Genomic DNA, 19,583 nt, shown 5'->3' on the forward strand with positions numbered 1-19,583 from the left:
GTTATAGTACCTGTTCCGGATTTTTTATTTTAAGGAGCTATGGAAATTCAGGAAAATTTTGTGAATAAGGTGGCGCAGAGCGGATTAGTAACGCTAGACCCGGCTGATTTTTATCCGGCTGGCGAACGCGTTGTCTACGATATAGCTGAGAACCTGTTCCACGGGTTAATATTGCGTGAAAAGGATTTCAGGGAGTTTGTTAAAGCACATGACTGGGCACAGTACCAGGATAAAATAGTTGGTATTACCTGTAGTGCCGATGCCATTGTACCGGCATGGGCATTTATGTTGCTTGCTAACCGTATTGCACCGTATGCCAAAGAAGTTGTTTTTGGTGATGCTGATACGGTAGAGGCTAAGTTGTTTGAAAAACAAATAGAGAAAACCGATTTTGAGCAATATCGTGATCAACGCCTGGTAATTAAAGGTTGTGGCGATATACCAGTACCTACGGCGGCTTACGTGGCATTAACCAGTAAGCTTACGCCGCTAGCCAAAAGCCTGATGTTTGGAGAGCCATGCTCTACCGTGCCTATTTATAAAAGAAAAGACTAAAGGTTATAGATGAGGAAGGCTTTTTTTGCGCTGATACTTTTTTCCGGGTTTGTGTTACTGGCATTTAATCAGGTTACCATGCCCGATAAAATTGCTGATACGGCTTTTAAATCGGGTGAGTTGTTGAACTACAAAATGAAGTACGGCATTTTTACAGCTGCCGAAGCTCATTTGAAAATAGAGGACAGCGAGGTAAACTTTAATGGTAAGCCAGCCTTCCATATTATTGCCGATGGCGCCACAGCTGGCAGCTTTGATGTGTTTTACAAAGTACGTAACCGTTACGAATCTTATATAGACAAGGCCACCCTATTACCTTACTTATACACCGAAAACAGGCACGAAGGCAGCTGGCACCATACCGATAAAGTAACTTTTAACAGGGAGGATGATAAGATAACGGCTAATAGCGGCACTTATCCTTTCAGCGGTAAGGTGTTCGATTTTCCGTCGGCCTATTACTTTGCACGTAACCTGGATGTATCAAAGTTGAAAACAGGGGAGACGTTTGATATGCGTTATTTTTTAGATAATGCCGTACAAACACTCAGCATTACCTTTATAGGCCGCGAAAAAGTAAAGTGTGCCCTAGGTACCTTTAACTGCTTAAAGTTTAACCCAACCATTATACCTGGTAAAATTTTCCGTAAGAATAGTAAGTTGTACCTTTGGATAACCGACGATAATAACCGTATACCAGTTAAGGCCCATGTTGAAGTTGTGGTAGGCAGCCTTACCATGGAACTTACCGATGCAAAGGGGTTAAAATACCCATTAAACGCAGTAGCGAAATAAGATGATAGAAGTTGGAAGTGTATTGCTGCACGAGGATGTAGTGAAAGAGAATTTTGTTTGTAACCTTAACAAGTGCAAGGGCGCCTGCTGTATAGAGGGCGACTCGGGTGCGCCGCTTAACCACGATGAGTTGGGCATACTGAGCGAGATCTATCCGAAGGTTAAGCCTTTTATGACAGCTAAGGGTATTAAAGCTATTGAAGAACAAGGAACCCATGTAACCGATTTCGATGGTGACTATACCACCCCTTGCGTTGATACCAATAAAGAGTGTGCTTACGTAACCTGGGAAAATGGCATAACCAAATGTGCCATTGAAAAAGCCTACGAACAAGGTGTGATAAGCTGGCAAAAGCCTATCTCTTGTCACTTATATCCAATCCGTATTACAGCTTATCCCGAGTTTGATGTATTGAACTATGATCGCTGGAATATTTGCAGCCCGGCATGTTCATTTGGTAATGAGTTGAAGGTAAAAGTACACGAGTTTTTAAAAGGACCACTGATCCGCAAGTACGGTGCCGAATGGTATGCAGAACTGGAAGATTTTTTAGAAGGCGCAGACCTATCGCATTTATAATATCATGACAGCCCAGATCATCACCGAGATACAAAAGATAGCCTCTGGCAGCCACGATTGCCTTGTGGTAGAAGATCTCGACCAGCATGTAACCGCATCTCCAGACGATGAACCAGAAACCCTGCGCGATTTTATCCGGTCGGCATTCTCAAACATTGGGATAGAAGTAGAGTTCAGCGGAAAGGGAATTAACGAGCGTGGCGTTGTAATAGATATAGACGAAGACCGTTTCGAAGCCTTGGGGCTGGATGTAAACACTTTGAGGTTTGGACAAACGGTAGTGAAGGCAAAGCAGTAAGGCAAGAGATTCGGGACTTTACTAATTTGTCATTCAGAGCGATAGCGAAGAATCTTATGCGTATTTTGGGTCTAAGCCAGTATAGGCGGCCATTCCATGATATCTTTATTTAAAAAGCGCCAAAGTGGATTTTCTTGTTCAATTAGTTTTGCTTTCTTTTCACGGGACCAACCTTTAATTTCTTTTTCTCGTTCTATTGCGTGATCTATATATTGATGCCTTTCTAACCATACCAAATAGTAACACTTATATTTAGATGTGAAGCTGTTTTTTGAATCAGTGTTGAAGTAGTGCTCATATAATCTTCTGCCAAGATCATTTGTTACGCCTGTGTATAATACAGTTTTGCTTGAATTTGTAAGAATATAAGTGAAAAAGTTGTAATTAGGCATAACCTAATATAACGCTTTGCATGCGAACTAACATAGTGTAGAAGATTCTTCGCTGGCGCTCTGAATGGCAAAAAACCACTTAGCGACATGCCAAGTGGTTTTATATATCTTAATTCCTGATTCCTGATTCTCTTTTAAGAAGCAATAATATGCTGAGCCTGTTTAACGCCCATATCTTTAACCTTTTGTACAATGGCAGCAGCGTCGTAACCGCATTCGGCCCAAAGCTCGGGTTGTTCGCCGTGCTCTACGTATTTATCGGGGATGCCTAAACGTACAACGCGGGCGCTGTAATTATTATCGGCCATAAATTCCAATACCGCGCTTCCCATGCCACCTTCAAGGCAACCATCTTCAACGGTAATTACATTGGTGTATTTCTGGAATACCTCGTGCAATAAAGCCTCGTCTAAAGGTTTAACAAAACGCAGATCGTAATGTGCAGGGTAGTAGCCATCTGCGTTAAGGGTGGCCGTAGCTTTAACGGCTTCGTTGCCAATGGCGCCGATTGTTAAAATTGCAATTTCTTCGCCGTCGCAAATTTTGCGGCCTTTACCAACAGGTATCGCTTTGAAAGGGCGTTTCCAGTCAACCATTACACCATTGCCACGTGGGTAGCGGATCACAAACGGACCCATATCTTCCAGCTGTGCAGTGTACATGAGGTTGCGGAGTTCTTCCTCATTCATTGGTGCAGATACCGTCATGTTTGGGATACAACGCATGTAAGCCAGATCATAGGCGCCGTGGTGGGTAGGGCCGTCGGCACCAGCTAAGCCGGCACGGTCGAGGCATAGCACCACGTTTAATTTCTGGATAGCCACATCGTGCACCACCTGGTCGTAAGCGCGCTGCATAAAGCTGGAGTAAATGTTACAGAAAGGCACCAGACCTTGTGTAGCTAAACCAGCGCTAAATGTAACCGCATGCTGCTCGGCAATACCCACGTCGAAAGCGCGGTTAGGCATGGCCTTCATCATTAAATTTAACGATGAGCCAGATGGCATTGCAGGCGTAATGCCCATTATCTTTTCATTCTGCTCGGCAAGCTCAATAATGGTGTGTCCAAACACATCCTGAAATTTAGGAGGCTGGGGCTTATCGTGCTGTGCCTTTTTAATTTCGCCAGTAATTTTATCAAACAAACCGGGGGCATGCCACTTGGTTTGGTCTTTTTCGGCAAGTGCGTAGCCTTTACCTTTAACGGTAACACAGTGCAAAAGCTTAGGGCCTGGAATCTGGCTTAAATCGCGGATAACCTTTACTAAATGCTTTACATCGTGCCCATCGGTGGGGCCAAAATATCTGAATTGAAGCGCTTCGAAGAAATTGCTTTGTTTAAGCAGGGTTCCTTTAATGCTCTTCTCTAATTTCTTAGCTATTTTAAATGCATCGGGCCCAACCTGCGATAGTTTGCCCAATACAAATGCAATATCATCCCTAAAACGGTTGTATGGTTTAGAGGTGGTAATGTCTGTTAAATATTCTTTCAGCGCACCAACGTTGGGGTCAATCGACATGCAGTTGTCGTTCAATATCACTAATATGTTGGTGTTTTCGATACCTGCATGGTTAAGTGCTTCGAAGGCCATTCCGGCAGTCATGGCACCATCGCCAATTACGGCAACGTGCTGGCGGTCGTTCTCGCCTTTGTAGTGCGAAGCCACAGCCATACCCAAAGCAGCCGAAATAGATGTTGACGAGTGCCCTACACCAAAAGTATCATATAAGCTTTCAGATCGTTTAGGGAAACCGCTGATGCCGCCATAAATACGGTTGGTATGGAAATTATCGCGACGACCGGTTAGTATTTTGTGGCCGTAAGCCTGGTGGCCAACATCCCACACCAATTGGTCGTAAGGGGTGTTTAGCGCATAATGCAGTGCAACGGTTAGTTCCACTACACCAAGGCTTGCCGCAAAGTGGCCACCATTTACCGAAACTTCGTCAACAATATACTGGCGTAACTGCTGGCAAATAAGCTCGAGATCGTCTTCACTAAACTGCTTTAAATCAGCGGGTGAGTTAATTTTTTGTAGTAAATCTCCGGCGGGTACTTGCATTAAATCCTTTACACTATTTGAACTTACAAAGTAAGCTATTTATTTCCTAAAATAACTGACAATGAAGGTTAAAAAATGTTTGATGCAATCAGTCTTCGCCTTTTAAATCTGAATAGCTTATTTTTGAGCTCTTTATGTCTGAGGATCATTTCGAAATAAGATTACCACAGTTTGAGGGACCGTTTGATCTGTTGCTGTTTTTTATCGAGCGCGATGAACTGGAGATCCGTGACATACCTATTGCGCGCATTACCGACGATTTTCTGAACTATCTGCAGCAAATGAGCAGCCTCAATATGGAAGTAGCCAGCGAGTTTATTTTCGTAGCTGCTACCCTGATGCGTATTAAAGCTAAGATGCTGTTGCCAAGGTACGATGCCGAAAGCGGCGGTGAGATTGACCCTAAAGAAGATCTGATCCAGAAACTGATAGAGTACAAGAAATTTAAGTTGATATGTGAAGAGATGCGCCCCTTGGAAGAGGCGCGGTTGATGCAGGAAAAACGAGGCAATATTGCTTACGACCTGCAACAGGTAGAAGAAGTACCCCTGCCGGGCGAAGAATTAAGCACTATAACCCTTTACAGGCTGATGTTGGTTTACGAGCGTTTATCCAAACGCTATCTTAACCGTACCGAGCCCGTAACGCACACGGTTGTGCAATATCCATACACTATAGAGAAACAAAAGAAAGCGCTATCCGATCTGTTAGCTATTAACAAAAGGCTGGAATTTGCAACCATATCTAAAATGTCTGAAAATAAGGTACAATTTGTATATAATTTTCTAGCTTTATTAGAAATGTTGCAGCAGCAATTGGTTGATATACAGGTTGGAACAGGCTATAACAATTTTTGGGTATCAGCCACGGAAACCGCTGACCAGAACTAATACACATCGCTGTTTTTTAATTTTATGAAAAGAGACAAATTAATTTTTAACCTGCTTGATGAAGAGCAGGATCGCCAGGAAAAAGGTTTAGAGCTTATTGCTTCAGAAAACTTCGTGAGCAAGCAGGTAATGGAAGCCGCAGGTTCTGTAGCTACCAACAAATATGCTGAAGGCTTACCGGGCAAGCGCTACTATGGTGGCTGCGAAGTGGTTGATGAGATCGAAACCATTGCAATTGAACGCGCAAAACAGTTGTTTAATGCAGTTTGGGTTAACGTACAGCCGCACTCTGGCGCACAAGCCAACGCTGCAGTAATGCTGGCCTGCTTACAACCAGGCGATAAAATTTTAGGTTTTGATTTGTCGCACGGTGGTCACTTAACCCATGGTTCGCCGGTTAACTTTTCTGGTAAATTATACGAGCCGCATTTCTACGGTGTAAAACAGGAGACCGGCTTAATTGATTACGATCAGTTGAAAGCGGTTGCTTTAGAGCAACGCCCTAAAATGATCATCTGCGGTGCTTCGGCTTATTCACGCGATTGGGATTATGCATTCATCCGCGCGGTGGCCGATGAGGTTGGCGCTTTAGTTTTAGCAGATATTTCTCACCCGGCAGGCTTAATTGCACGTGGTTTATTGAGCGATCCGCTTCCGCATTGCCATATCGTTACCACTACTACCCACAAAACCTTGCGCGGCCCACGTGGCGGTATGATTATGATGGGCCAGGATTTCGAAAACCCATGGGGTTTAAAAACTCCAAAAGGCGAAGTGCGTATGATGTCGGCATTGTTAGATTCTGCTGTTTTCCCTGGCACACAAGGCGGCCCGTTAGAGCACATTATTGCCGCTAAAGCTGTAGCCTTTGGCGAAGCTCTAAGCGATGATTACATGAAATACATTGTACAGGTCAAAAAGAATGGTGCGGCTATGGCCAAGGCACTTACAGACTTGGGTTATAATATCATATCAGGCGGTACCGACAATCATTTGATCTTAATCGATCTCCGTAATAAAAATATTACCGGTAAAGCAGCTGAAGAAGCTTTAGGTGAAGCAGATATCACTGTAAACAAAAATATGGTGCCTTTTGACGATAGATCGCCGTTTGTAACATCGGGTATCCGTGTGGGTACAGCGGCCATTACAACCAGGGGTTTTAAAGAAAAACACATGGAAGACATCGTAGCCCTAATAGACAGCGTTATTAACAATCACGATAAAGAACATTCTTTAAAGAAAATACGTAAACAAGTTCATCTGCTTACCGAGAAATTTCCGTTATATAAGTAAAAGTGATGAAATGAAATGACAGTTGTCCGGAACCCTATTCCAGCAAATGAAAACGAAAGACTAAAAGCACTGCAGTCCTACGATATATTGGACAGCCTGCCCGAAGAGCAATATGATGCTATCGTAAGGCTTGCTTCCTATATATGCGAGGTACCGGTGGCCTTTATTTCATTTATAGATGAGGAGCGGCAATGGTTCAAATCTGAGAAAGGATTAAATTTGGAATCAACCGCCAGGGTTGATTCCTTTTGTCAATATTCTATAATGGGCGATGCGATGGTAGAAATACCAGACGCTAGTAAACACGAGCTGTTTCATGATAACCCATACGTAGTTGCCGACCCGCAAATACGTTTTTATGCAAGCGCTCCTTTGGTAGACCCGCAGGGATTTTCTATCGGTTCGTTATGTGTAATTGATACTCAACCCCGGCAGCTTAATGATCAACAACGCGACGCGCTGAAAACGTTAGCTGCCGAGGTTATATCGCACCTCGTATTGCGCAAGCAGAAAAAAGAACTCGAAGAAAACCTGCAATGGCATAAAGAGTTCTACAACCTCTTCAACAGTTCGCCCGAAATTCATATCATCACCGATAAAGACCTTGTTATAGAGCAGGTCAATCAAGCTGTAATTAATACGCTTGGCTACACCGCCGAAGATGCTGTGGGTAAACCCATTTGGAAATATTTTCCGAACGATAAGCGCGAAGAAATTCTTAAGCTGATGCGCAGCGATGCCAGTAAGCATAGTAAATCATTCGCAATAGAAACCCCGATCGTTATTCCCAATGGCGACTTAAAGTGGATTAGCTGGAGTGTAAAAGCGATAGGACCCAGGTGGTATGCCAGTGGCCGCGACGTAACCGAGCATAAAAAGGTAGAAGAAGAACTCGAACTGCTTTCCTTAGTAGCTAGTAAGGTTAACAATGGTATTGTTATCAGTAACGCCAATGATGATGTAATATGGACTAATGCCGGTTTCGAACTGATTACCGGTTATAATAGCGGAGATGTATATGGTAAGCCACTACGAAATGTGCTGAAAGGGAAACTGGCCGACACGGTTGTGGTAGAGAAATTTGATGAACTGATCCGTACCAGACAATCATACGAGGTTGATCTTTTAATATCCCGCAAGGATGGCGAGAAGGTTTGGGTATCTGTAATTAACTCTGTACTGCGCGATGAGCACGGCGAAGTTTATAAACAGATCCGTGTAATTATAGATATAACAGCCCGTAAAAATGCTGAGCAGGAGTTAGAGATCCTGTCATCAGCTGCCCGTAAATCGCCAAGCGGTATCCTGATAAGAGATGCGGAAACACGGGTTATGTGGATGAACGAGGAGTTTGAAAAGATAACCGGATATCAACTTTCAGAAATGCAGGGCAAGTCATTTGGGCAGGAGCTTGTTGGCCCCGAAACTGACCTTGCCAAGCTGCAGCGGGCAGTTGATATGATGGAACGCCATATCCCTTATGATATGGAAGTAAAACTTTACCGTAGGAACGGAGAGCCGGTATGGGTATTTTTATCAAATAGTCCGCACTTTAACGCAGCCGGAGAAGTTGAGCGCCAGATTATGGTAGCACTCGATATTACCGAACGAAAAAAGGTAGAAGAACAGTTAAACCTGCTGTCGCTGGTGGCCAGCAATACATTAAGCGGTGTTGTTATTAATGATAGCCAGGGAATTGTAGAGTGGGTTAATAACGCGTTTACCAATATTACAGGTTATACAGTAAATGATTTTGAAGGCAAGCATCTCGGCGACGTTTTAAAAGGCGAACTAACAGATGTTAGCATCATCGAAAAGGCCAGAGAGTTATCGGCAAAGAAACAATCTTTTGAAGTGGATCTTTTGGTATACCGCAAAAACGGCCAGCCATTATGGATCTCGGTGATCAACTCCGTTATATTGAAAGAAAACGGCGAGGTAGATAAGTACATCGAAGTTATTATAGATATTACCGCCAAAAAGAAAGTAGAGATAGAGCTGATACACGCTAAGGAAGAAGCCATTACGCTGAGCCGTGCCAAGGATATGTTTATCTCGGTAATGAGCCATGAGATTCGGACACCACTAAATGCAGTTATCGGGATGTCGAACTTATTGATAGACGATAATCCCGCCGAATCTCAGATGGAGAACCTCAATATCCTGAAATTTTCTGCCGAGAACCTGTTAACGCTGATTAATGATGTGCTTGATTTTGCCAAGATAGATACTGGTAATATAGAACTGGAAAAGGTTAACACCAATCTGCGCGAGATAGTGCACGGTGTGGCTGCCTCTATGCAATATAAAACCGGCGATAAGCACATCTATCTTAAAGAAAGTGTTGATGAAGCATTGCCGGAATGTGTATTGGGCGATAAAACCAGGATTACCCAGATATTAATGAACCTGGTTGGTAATGCCATTAAATTTACCGGGCAGGGCGGAGTAACTATTGATTTAAAGGTAATTGAACAATCTGCAACCAGCGTGCGGATACGATTTGCGGTAACAGATACCGGGATAGGTATAGCACACGACAAGTTAAATACTATATTTGAACCGTTTAAACAGGCCGAACTGGATACCACCCGTAAATATGGGGGTACAGGTTTAGGTTTGTCTATTACAAAGCGGCTGGTAGAGCTGCACGATTCGAGAATAAACGTAGATAGTGTGCCCGGACAAGGATCTACATTTTGGTTCACCGTAACTTTTAATAAGGTTAAGGGTGTAAGTGCAAATAAAAATAACGAGGTGGAGTCAGGATTAAATTTACATGCATTAGTGGTTGATGATAACCAGATCAATAGGTTACTGCTTAGTAAGGTGCTAAAGAAATGGGGTGCAACTGCCGACTTTGCCGAAAATGGCGCCCAGGCTATTGAAATGATTGATAAGAATCAAAGCTACGATGTTGTATTAATGGATATCCACATGCCGGTAATGGGTGGACTGGAAGCAGCAACAGAGATCAGAAATATGCAGGCACCGTATTTTCAACAGTTGCCTATCATAGCATTAACAGCCTCTATGCTGAATAATCAAATGGCGCAGATATCTGAAGCGGGTATGAACGACTATGTATTGAAACCGTTTGACCCTAAAGTGCTTTTTGATAAGCTAAGCAAATTCCAGAAACAATAATCTCCAATATTTCGGGGCATAAAAAAAGCAGAGATATCTTTCGATGATCCCTGCTTAACTATCTAATAAACGCTCCGGGTATTTATACGCTACCAGGGGTTAAAAAAGTTTCATTATTTCGGCAATATTTTTCATAAATATTTATTGTTCTGATTATCAGTGAAATAAAATTCATTTTTTTATGAAAATAAGGCGCGTTTGTAAAAAACTTGTGACGATTGGTGGGGCTTACTCTGCATAGGCCATTGTAGCAATACTCAGTTTTACCCCTTCTATTTGCAATAGTATATTGCCGCATGCTTCGAGGGTAGAGCCGGTGGTCATGATATCATCAACCAGCAGAATATGTTTGCCAGCAAGCGCGGCAGGATCATTAATCTTAAATACCTCACTTACGTTTTCAAACCGCTCAAATCGAGATTTCCGGGTTTGCGTTTCCGTTGCCTTGGCGCGAAGCAGGTTTTTGGTAGAAACCTTTGCCTCCATAATTTCTGCAAGGCCTTTGGCGAAATACTCACTTTGGTTATAACCTCGTTTGCGCAAACGCGAAGGGTGGAGTGGAACGGGGATTATCAGATCCGCCGTTTTTAACTTATCGTGAGTACTTAGTTGCCTGCCGGCAATTTTTCCTAGCAGCGTGCCGATCTGTGGTTTGTTGCGGTATTTTAAATGGTGCATTAAGCGCTGCACGTTGCCACCTTTAGTAAAATAAAATAAGGCAAAAGAGCCTTCGAGCGGTAGTTTGCCCCAAAACTGCTGCGCTACAATATGGTCATTACTCCGGTGAAAGTTGGTGTAAGGCAGATTGTACAAGCAGTTGGTACAAATCAGTTCTTCCTGGCGAGATAGAGTCTCATTGCAGGCTTCACACAGCTGCGGAAACAACAATGAGAAAAAATCCGCGATATATCCGCGGGTAAACTTCATTTTGGGTCGGTAATAAAAATATTACAAAGGTTAAAGGGCCTCAGCTTTCTCTTTCTCCTTGTCTTTGATAGCTAGTTGCCCGCAGGCTGCATCAATATCCTTTCCACGGCTGCGCCTCACATTGGTTATTATGCCCTGCTTACGGAGGTAGGCGGCAAAGGTTTCAATTTTATCTTCGCCGGCATTTAAGAAAGCAGCAAAACTAATGGGGTTATATTCTATGATATTAACCTTGCAGGGTAAGTGCTTGCAAAACTTGCCCAGTTCGGCAGCATCTTGCAGGGTATCGTTAAAATTGTCAAAAACAATGTATTCGTAGGTTACAGGGTTTTTGGTTTTAGCATAGTAATACTTAAGTGCGTCTGCCAAAGCGTGCAGGGAGTTCTGCTCGTTAATGGGCATAATGGTATCGCGCTTTTCGTCGTTTGCAGCGTGCAGCGATAATGCGAGGTTAAATTTAACTTGGTCATCACCTAACTTCCTGATCATTTTGGCAATGCCCGCTGTAGAAACCGTAATACGGCGTGGCGACATATTAAGGCCGTCCTCCGCAGTAATTCTTTCTATCGATTTTAATACGTTGGCGTAGTTAAGCAAAGGCTCGCCCATACCCATATATACAATGTTGGTGAGCGGAACGTTATAATTCTCTTTTGCCTGCTGATCTATCAGTACAACCTGGTCGTAAATTTCGTCTGGGTTAAGATTGCGCTTACGCTCCATGTAGCCTGTAGCGCAAAATTTACACGTTAAACTGCATCCCACCTGCGATGATACGCATGCCGTCATCCGGTCGTCGGCGGGAATCAGTACACCCTCAATTAAATGAGTATCGTGTAAAATAAAAGAATTTTTTATAGTTTTATCAGCACTAAACTGTGAGTTATTGATTTTTACGTTATTGATCGTAAAGTTATCATCCAGTTTCTGACGAAGTTCTTTTGAAATATTGCTCATCGCCTCGAATGAAAAGCACGATTTTTTCCATAACCATTCATAAACCTGTTTGGCCCGGAAGCTTTTTTCGCCCATGTTTACAAAGTGCTCTTGCAGAGCGTTTAAGCTAAGGCTTCGGATGTCAATTTTACTTTTATTGCTGTTCACGTTGCAAAGGTACAGAATTTTAAAAAATCAAATTTTAAATCGCCTCCTTTAAATGTAAAAATTAAAAAACAACAACTAATGGTTAATTGCATTTCGTTAATTAGGATCGTTGCATTCAAACGGGTGTATTGAGATGATATAGTAAGTTATTGTTAAATGAAAAGTTACAGAGCCGATTACGTTTTTTCTATTGATGCCGATCCGATTAAAAATGGTATAGTAACTGTTGACGACGCTGGAAAGATCGTTGCAGTTGGTAACCAACCCCCGCCAGATGCCCCTGTTGAGCAACTAAGCGGTATTTTGTGCCCAGGATTTATCAACACCCATTGCCACCTCGAACTTTCGCACCTTAAAGATAAGGTAAGCAAAAGTACCGGGCTGGTAGACTTTATCAGACACGTGCAACAGTTCAGAAACGTTGACCGTTCTGAAGCCATTGAAGCTACCCTAAAAGCCGACGCCGAAATGTATGAGAACGGTATAGTGGCCGTAGGCGATATTTCTAATAGCAACATCAGCCTGGAGGCTAAAAAGCAAAGCAAGTTATATTATCATACGTTTATAGAGCTGTTTAGTTTTCTTCCGGAGAATGCCAAGACAGTTTTTGACAATGGACTGGAGTTGGTAAAGGAGTTTAAACCACTAAGCGCGTCCATTACCCCGCACGCACCCTACTCTGTATCGAAAGACTTATTTAAGTTGCTACGTGAGTACTGCGAAACCCACCCTAACCTAATCAGTATCCACAACCAGGAGTGTGAGGATGAGAACAAATTATACCGTTATAAAACCGGCAAGTTTTTAGAACTGTATGAGGGTTTTGGTATCGATATCAGCTATTTTAAACCGCAGGCCCGTAACTCGCTGCAAACTATTATTCCCTTACTTACCAACAAGCAAAAGATACTGCTGGTGCATAATACCTGCACCAATTTGAAAGATATTTATTTCATCAAGCGTTTCGACAGGCAAATAAACTGGTGCTTTTGTCCGGGGGCCAATCTGTATATCGAAGGTCGTTTGCCTAAAACGGAGTTGTTTTTAGAGCAAGGTTTCAACATTACATTGGGTACTGATAGCCTGGCATCAAACACGAGCCTTAATCTTTTAGAAGAAATGCGTTTACTGCAGGATCAGGTGCCAAGTATTACACTGAGCAGGTTGCTGAAATGGGGTACCATTAACGGCGCACAATATTTAGGCATCGACGACGAAAAAGGGAGCCTTACCGTAGGTAAAACACCGGGGCTTAATCTTATTAGCGACCTGGATGGTTTTAAGATAACTGCCGATACCAGGGTTAAACGTATTGCATAAATTCCATTTTGGGTAATTAACTGTATTTTTGCGCCTGTATGATCAAACACATTGATATTATTGTACAAGGCAAGGTACAGGGTGTAAACTACAGGCAGTCTACCAAAGCCGTTGCCGACCAGGTTGGTGTTAAAGGCTATGTGTTAAACCAGGACGATGGCAACGTTTTTATAGCAGCAGAAGCTGATGAAATGCTGTTAGATATATTTTTAGACTGGTGTAAAGATGGCCCCGAAGCAGCCCGGGTTAGTAACCTAACCACTACTGATGGCGAATTAAAAAACTATCGTAATTTTGAAGTATTGAAGAAACCGCCGGTACAATAAGCCGCTACATAAAAACAGTTTACATTGTCTACAGCTAAAAAATTTGCCGGCCAAACCGCGGTTTATGGTCTTAGTACGATAGCGAGCCGGTTGCTAACCTTTTTTCTTACACCTGTTTACACCCGTGCGTATCCGCTCGCTGCTTACGGCATTATTACCACCATGTACAGCTATGTATCAATGGTTAATGCTGCGCTTACTTTCGGCATGGAGACTACCTTTTTCAGGTATCTCAATAAATATTCGGATGATAAGCAGCGCGTTTATAATAATGCGTTTGCGTCTGTACTTGGGGTTACCATTATTTTCCTGCTGTTTAGCCTGCCTTTTATAGGTAACATTGCCAATTTTATTGATATAGAACACGCTTCTAAACACAACCATAATGCTGTTATCGGCACTACTCAATCCGACTTTTTAAAATATACCTATCTCTTTTTTGCAACCGTAGTGGTTGACGCATGGTGTGCTATCCCTTTTGTGAAAATACGAGCCGACGGCAAGCCCGGCCGTTATGGGGCAATTAAACTTGCAAGTGTACTGATATTTGTGGGCTGCAATCTTGCCTTTATATATGTAGTACCATTTTGGGTAAAACATAATTTTATCGGCGCAGGTTGGATTAGCCAATGGTATGTAAAAGGTTGGGTTGGCTATGTTTTCGTTTCAGAGCTTACATCAAGCATTTTTACACTGATATTGCTGCTGCCCGAGTTGGTTAAGATCCGTTTCGACCTTGATAAGAAAATGCTGATGCAGATGTATAGCTACAGCTGGCCTATTTTAATAGCCAACTTATCATACCTTATTAATGAAAATTTAGATAATCTTTTATTGGGCAAGCTACTACCGGCAAACGCCAATAGTCTGCGCGATGTGGGTATTTACGGAGCATGCCGCAAGATCCCTGTTTTTCTCAGCATATTTGTCAATGCCTTCAGGTTAGGGGCCGAGCCGTTTTTCTTTAGCTACTCAAAAAATAAAAATGCCGCCGATACCTATGCCCGTATCATGAACTATTTTGTAATTACAGTTTGTGTAATGTTTGTAGCATTGATCGGGAATATTGAAATATTAAAGTACTTTATAAAGGGGCACGATGCCACCCAAACTGCACTTTATTGGACCGGATTGCCTATTATACCTCCGCTTGTACTTGGTTATGTGTGTTTAGGTATTTACATGAATCTTTCTATCTGGTACAAATTATCAGATCAAACTAAATTCGGGCTTTATATTTCGGGCGTGGGGGCGATAGTAACCATTGTGTTGAACGTATTATTTATACCCGAATACAGTTACATAGCATCAGCCTGGACCTCGTTTATAGCCTACGCGGTAATGATGGTTTTGTCTTATGTTTGGGGGCAAAAGTATTACCCGATACCCTATAATTTAAAAAAGAATTTAGCGTATATAATAGCATCCATCCTCCTTGTTTATTTATCGTTTAGTGTATTCCATCGTAATATCTTTATTGGAAATGCTTTATTTATAGGTTTTGGTGCTGCAGCATTATATTTAGAAAGAAAAGAATTAATAGCTTTACTAAGAAAAAAATGATCGTAAGAGTTATCAATAAATCTAAAAATCAGTTACCGGGTTACGAAACTATCCACTCGGCAGGTATGGACCTGCGCGCCGATCTGGAAGCTACCGTTGTGTTGCAGCCAATGGAGCGTAAGCTGATCCCGACTGGTTTATATATCGAACTACCAGAAAGCTTTGAAGCGCAAATCCGCCCGCGTAGCGGCCTGGCTTATAAACATGGTATAAGCATTGTAAATTCGCCGGGTACTATTGATGCCGATTATCGCGGCGAGATCAAGGTGCTATTGGTTAATCTTTCTACCGAGGCTTTTGAAATTAATACCGGCGATCGTATTGCCCAAATGATTGTGGCACGCCATGAAAAAGTAAGCTGGGAAGAAGCCGAAATATTAAATGATACCGCAAGAGGAGCGGGCGGTTACGGCCATACTGGCAAAAATTAAAGCCATGAAATTAAAACTGACGTTGATAACAATGGCCTTTTTACCGGCGCTGTGTTTTGCTCAGAACGCCGATAAAAACGCTGTGGCCCAGCCGCACGCCAAAGCCATGACGTCGACCGATAGTTTGATGGTTAAGCAGATGTATTTTACAGCCCTGCGCGAAAAAACCATCGAGAACACAACGCTAGCCGCCGACCTTTTTACCCGCATTTTACAGATTGATGCCAATAATGATGCAGCAATGTACGAGCTGGCTAATCTGAAAAAAATAACTAAGGACGAAGCCACTGCCCAACAATTACTGGAACGTGCTACAACCTTAAAACCAGATAACGAATGGTATTGGGTAGCGCTGGCTTCCAGCTACGAAAAAAGCAATAATATCATTAAGCTCGAGAATGTGTTTACCCAGCTCATCAGGCTTAACGGTGATAACGCCGATTACTATATAGATAAAGCTAACGCTTTATCTATCGATAAAAAATACGACGAAGCACTAGAGACTTATGATGAGTTAGAAAAAATAACCGGCCCTACCGACGATCTGCTGTTGAAAAGGCAAAAGATCTATCTGATGCAGGGTAAGGTTGATAAAGCCACAGCTGGTTTAAAAGCCGCTATTGCAGCTAATCCTAACCAGGTTAAGTATTATTTGATGTTGGGCGAGGTTTACAATTCTAACGGGTTTGTTGATGATGCCTTAGCCACCTTTCAAAAAGCCGAAAAGATAGAGCCGCAAAACGGCTATGTGCATCTGGAACTGGCGGATATGTATCGCAATAAAAAAAGTTACGAAGCCAGCTATAACCAACTAAAACTAGCCTTTGCCATTCCCGAATTAGGAGTAGATCAAAAACTGAGGATCATTATGGCTTATGTGCCACAGTTTCCAGATCCTAATGCCAAAGCCAGCGCGCTGGAGTTAAGCCGGATTGTAACGGTAGCACACCCTACAGAGGCACGTGCTTTTGCTTTGTACGGCGATATGCTGGTTCAAAACCAATATTATAAAGACGCTAAAGCCCAATATCAAAAATCGCTTGCCATTAATGATCAGGTGTATGTGGTGCACGAGCAATTGGTGCGTATAGAGATAGGGGATAATGATATAGATGCCGCAATAAAGGACGGCGAGAATGCACTTTCGCTTTTCCCTAATCAAGCCTGGATGAACTATCTGGTAGGCGTGGCCTGGATGCAAAAGAAAAATTACAACAAAGGATTAGGCTACGTAAAAAATGCAACTTCATTAGAAGTTCAGGATAAGGAGCTACTTTCGCAAAGTTATTCGGCCGTGGGCGATTGCTATCACGAACTGAAAAACGATAAACTGAGCGACGAAGCGTACGATAAATCGTTAAGCTACAATCCAGACAACGCTTATACGTTAAATAACTATGCCTACTATCTTTCGGTAAGAGGAGTAGAACTGGATAAGGCGGAGCAAATGTCGAAACACTCAAATGAGTTGCAGCCATCTACTGCATCATTTGAAGACACTTACGCCTGGATACTGTTTAAACAAAAGAAATACGCCGAAGCAAAAGTGTGGATGGAGAAGGCTTTGGTAAATGATAAGGACCATAATGCCGTACAGGTAGAACATTATGGCGACATAATGTTTTACTTAGGTAAAGTAGAGGCTGCTGTAGAAAACTGGAAAAAGGCTAAAGCCTATGGAGGGCAGTCGTCGGTTTTAGAGCGGAAAATAAATGAGAAGAAATATATCGAATAGCCTGCTGTTGTTAAGCAGTCTGATTATAATGGCAAGCTGTCATTCCAAAAAACAATTGGTTACCCGCAACGCGGTCGACAGTTCTAATGCAAGTCACGCAGATAACGCAGCAAGTGCAGCTAAAAAGAAACTGGCTGCCATTCGTGCGCAACAAGTAAATTTTAACACCTTCGCCGGCAAGGCAAAAACAAAGCTTAACATTAATGGCAATAGCAATGACGTTACGCTGAATATCCGCATCCTTAAAGATCAAAAAATCTGGGTTTCTATTACCGCAATTGCAGGTATAGAAGTTGCCCGCGCCTTGATCACTCCCGATAGTATACAGGTAATGAACAGGCTGCAAAGTGTTTATATTAAAAAACCTTTCAGCTATATTTATAAATATGCCAGCCAGCAGATAAACTATAAAACGGTAGAATCATTACTGGTGGGCAACGCTATCCCCGAGTTATTAAATGATAACGGAACTTTGCAGCCATCAAACGGCAACGTAATCATCAACGGCACTTTACAAGATCTGATCTACCAGTTAACCGTAGGGCCAGATTTGAAGGTTAGCAGTACAACTTTAAACAATAATCAGGAAGAGCAATCCTTAAATATAAATTACAGCAACTTTATACAGGCTACCAACCGCGTTATCCCTTCGCAGATTTCATTTAACTCGAAAGTGAAGGAGAAAAACATAGAAGCCAACCTAAATTATTCGAAGGCTGAGTTTGATCAGCCACTCGAATTTCCGTTCAGTGTGCCTAAGAGGTTTTCAGAGGTAGATTAAAATTGTATTTTTGGTTTGATGAAATTTTTAAGATCCCTACTCTTTTGCATGCTTTCGTTAATGGCCGTAAATGCCTTTGCACAAAGCAGTGCCGAACTAAAACGCAAGCGCGATAAGTTGAACGAGGAGCTGGAAAAGCTACAAGACGAATACCAGGAAACTGCTAAAAACAAAAAGACTACGTTAAAGCAGCTTAATATATTGAAGGCCCAGATCAGCCTTCGCGAAGAAAAGATCAGCACCTTAAACTCAGAAGTGCGCTTATTGGGCAACCAGATTAACGAAAATACCAACAACGTACATACGCTGCAAGGCCAGCTCGATCAGTTAAAGAAAGAGTATGCTGCCATGATTGTGTTTGCCTATCACAACCAGAGCGCCTACAATAAGCTGATGTTTATTTTTGCCGCGCAGGATTTTAACCAGGCTTATAAAAGGTTAACTTATTTGCAGCAGTTCGGTAATTACCGCCAGCGCCAGGCGGAGTCTATCCAGGGCACGCAACATGAGTTGAATGTGAAGATCAATCAGCTCGACCGCACCAAAAGTGAGCAAACTAACCTGTTGAAAGATCAGGAGAAAGAAAAGAAAACACTGGGTAAAGAGAAAGACAGCCAACTGGAAGTGGTGAGCGACCTGTCTAAGCACCAGGGCGAGTTGAAACAACAACTTAAAGAAGCTCAACAACAAAAAGCTAAAATAGAATCGCAAATCCGTGTGGCTATCCGCCGCGAGGTAGAAGAAGCCCGCCGTAAGGCCGAAGCCGAAGCACGTGCCGCTGCCGCGCGTTTGGCTGCTGAAAGAGCAAAGGCCAATGCTGCTAATCCGGGGTCGGCACCTAAAGAGGCTGCACCGGTTGCTGCTAAACCTTCAACCAATAGCGAGTTGCTGAATGCAACGCCAGAGTTTGCCAAATTATCAAACGACTTTTTGGGTAATAAAGGCCGTTTGCCTTGGCCGGTAGCTAACGGCGTAATCACGCAAGAGTTTGGTTTAACCTATATAGAAGGTATTAAAACAGATAACCCGGGTATCGACATCCGCACAAATGCAGGTGCTGCGGTAAGAGCGATATTCTCGGGCGAGGTAACCAGTGTAAACAATATTAGCGGTACATACCTCGTTGTAGTTAGGCATGGTGAGTATTTTACTGCCTACGCCAATCTTCGTTCGGTAAGTGTATCAAAAGGAGATAAGGTAGCTATTAAACAAAATCTTGGTTCTGTGGCCACAGATGGGTCTACAGGAGAAACACAGGTGCATTTTGAGTTATATAAAGGTCAAAATGCTGTAAATCCTAAGTTATGGCTTGCTAGTCAGTAAATTATATTGAACTTTGTAAAAGTTAAAATGTCTATATTTGTAAATTCATTCATATAA

The 19,583-nt window shown here is 42.6% G+C and carries 18 protein-coding genes; 14 read left to right on the plus strand and 4 right to left on the minus strand.

Annotation, left to right across the window (positions count from 1 at the left end; genetic code table 11):
* The first annotated feature begins 39 nt into the window (after positions 1-39).
* The 4 genes from GSY63_RS13830 to GSY63_RS13845 are packed head-to-tail and all read left to right on the plus strand — an operon-like array spanning position 40 to position 2,228.
* The gene (locus GSY63_RS13830; protein WP_166586415.1) at positions 40-555 is read left to right on the plus strand and encodes a DUF2480 family protein; all 516 of its coding nucleotides are present in this window, start codon (positions 40-42) and stop codon (positions 553-555) included.
* Positions 556-564: 9 nt separating this feature from the next.
* Positions 565-1,350, plus strand: coding sequence for a DUF3108 domain-containing protein (locus tag GSY63_RS13835; RefSeq protein WP_166586416.1), 786 nt, complete (start codon positions 565-567; stop codon positions 1,348-1,350).
* Between the two features lies 1 nt (position 1,351).
* On the plus strand, positions 1,352-1,930 hold the full coding sequence (locus GSY63_RS13840) for a DUF3109 family protein (protein ID WP_166586417.1): 579 nt from the start codon (positions 1,352-1,354) through the stop codon (positions 1,928-1,930).
* Positions 1,931-1,934: 4 nt separating this feature from the next.
* Complete coding sequence (locus tag GSY63_RS13845; protein WP_166586418.1) at positions 1,935-2,228, plus strand: hypothetical protein; 294 nt, start codon at positions 1,935-1,937, stop codon at positions 2,226-2,228.
* Positions 2,229-2,299: 71 nt separating this feature from the next.
* Here the strand turns inward: GSY63_RS13845 and GSY63_RS13850 are convergent, their stop codons facing one another.
* Both GSY63_RS13850 and dxs read right to left on the minus strand, forming a co-directional pair.
* The gene (locus GSY63_RS13850; RefSeq protein ID WP_166586419.1) at positions 2,300-2,620 is read right to left on the minus strand and encodes a GIY-YIG nuclease family protein; all 321 of its coding nucleotides are present in this window, start codon (positions 2,618-2,620) and stop codon (positions 2,300-2,302) included.
* 134 nt (positions 2,621-2,754) lie between these two features.
* Entirely contained in the window at positions 2,755-4,683 is a 1,929-nt protein-coding gene (gene dxs, locus GSY63_RS13855) for a 1-deoxy-D-xylulose-5-phosphate synthase (protein ID WP_166586420.1), read from the minus strand.
* 134 nt (positions 4,684-4,817) lie between these two features.
* On the opposite strand from dxs, the gene GSY63_RS13860 reads away from it, so the two are divergent.
* The 3 genes from GSY63_RS13860 to GSY63_RS13870 are packed head-to-tail and all read left to right on the plus strand — an operon-like array spanning position 4,818 to position 10,016.
* A complete protein-coding gene (locus GSY63_RS13860) occupies positions 4,818-5,573 on the plus strand; it encodes a segregation and condensation protein A (RefSeq protein ID WP_166586421.1) in 756 nt (251 codons plus the stop codon).
* 24 nt (positions 5,574-5,597) lie between these two features.
* Positions 5,598-6,869 (plus strand): serine hydroxymethyltransferase, encoded by a 1,272-nt coding sequence (gene glyA / locus GSY63_RS13865; RefSeq protein ID WP_166586422.1) that lies wholly within the window; start codon positions 5,598-5,600, stop codon positions 6,867-6,869.
* Between the two features lie 15 nt (positions 6,870-6,884).
* On the plus strand, positions 6,885-10,016 hold the full coding sequence (locus GSY63_RS13870) for a PAS domain S-box protein (RefSeq protein ID WP_166586423.1): 3,132 nt from the start codon (positions 6,885-6,887) through the stop codon (positions 10,014-10,016).
* Between the two features lie 228 nt (positions 10,017-10,244).
* On the opposite strand, the gene GSY63_RS13875 is transcribed toward GSY63_RS13870, so the two are convergent.
* Positions 10,245-10,943 carry a ComF family protein gene (locus GSY63_RS13875; protein WP_166586424.1) on the minus strand — a complete coding sequence of 233 codons (699 nt, stop codon included), beginning with the start codon at positions 10,941-10,943 and terminating at the stop codon, positions 10,245-10,247.
* Between the two features lie 30 nt (positions 10,944-10,973).
* The gene (gene rlmN, locus GSY63_RS13880; protein ID WP_166586425.1) at positions 10,974-12,047 is read right to left on the minus strand and encodes a 23S rRNA (adenine(2503)-C(2))-methyltransferase RlmN; all 1,074 of its coding nucleotides are present in this window, start codon (positions 12,045-12,047) and stop codon (positions 10,974-10,976) included.
* A 156-nt stretch (positions 12,048-12,203) separates the two neighbouring features.
* On the opposite strand from rlmN, the gene GSY63_RS13885 reads away from it, so the two are divergent.
* Genes GSY63_RS13885 through GSY63_RS13915 form a run of 7 tightly spaced genes read left to right on the plus strand, consistent with a single transcriptional unit; the run spans position 12,204 to position 19,526 of the window.
* Entirely contained in the window at positions 12,204-13,367 is a 1,164-nt protein-coding gene (locus tag GSY63_RS13885; protein WP_166586426.1) for an amidohydrolase family protein, read from the plus strand.
* Between the two features lie 38 nt (positions 13,368-13,405).
* A complete protein-coding gene (locus GSY63_RS13890) occupies positions 13,406-13,693 on the plus strand; it encodes an acylphosphatase (protein WP_208094543.1) in 288 nt (95 codons plus the stop codon).
* Between the two features lie 24 nt (positions 13,694-13,717).
* The gene (locus GSY63_RS13895; RefSeq protein WP_208094544.1) at positions 13,718-15,256 is read left to right on the plus strand and encodes an oligosaccharide flippase family protein; all 1,539 of its coding nucleotides are present in this window, start codon (positions 13,718-13,720) and stop codon (positions 15,254-15,256) included.
* The gene (gene dut, locus GSY63_RS13900; RefSeq protein ID WP_166586427.1) at positions 15,253-15,687 is read left to right on the plus strand and encodes a dUTP diphosphatase; all 435 of its coding nucleotides are present in this window, start codon (positions 15,253-15,255) and stop codon (positions 15,685-15,687) included. The genes GSY63_RS13895 and dut overlap by 4 nt, the downstream gene beginning before the upstream one ends.
* On the plus strand, positions 15,638-17,422 hold the full coding sequence (locus GSY63_RS13905) for a tetratricopeptide repeat protein (protein ID WP_166586428.1): 1,785 nt from the start codon (positions 15,638-15,640) through the stop codon (positions 17,420-17,422). Before dut ends, GSY63_RS13905 begins: the two co-directional genes overlap by 50 nt.
* A complete protein-coding gene (locus GSY63_RS13910; RefSeq protein ID WP_166586429.1) occupies positions 17,400-18,203 on the plus strand; it encodes a DUF4292 domain-containing protein in 804 nt (267 codons plus the stop codon). The genes GSY63_RS13905 and GSY63_RS13910 overlap by 23 nt, the downstream gene beginning before the upstream one ends.
* An 18-nt stretch (positions 18,204-18,221) precedes the next feature.
* Positions 18,222-19,526: a murein hydrolase activator EnvC family protein gene (locus GSY63_RS13915; protein ID WP_166586430.1), complete on the plus strand. Its 1,305-nt coding sequence runs from the start codon at positions 18,222-18,224 to the stop codon at positions 19,524-19,526.
* The last annotated feature ends 57 nt before the right edge of the window (positions 19,527-19,583 follow it).

This window comes from Mucilaginibacter agri (assembly GCF_009928685.1).
Lineage (GTDB): Bacteria > Bacteroidota > Bacteroidia > Sphingobacteriales > Sphingobacteriaceae > Mucilaginibacter > Mucilaginibacter agri.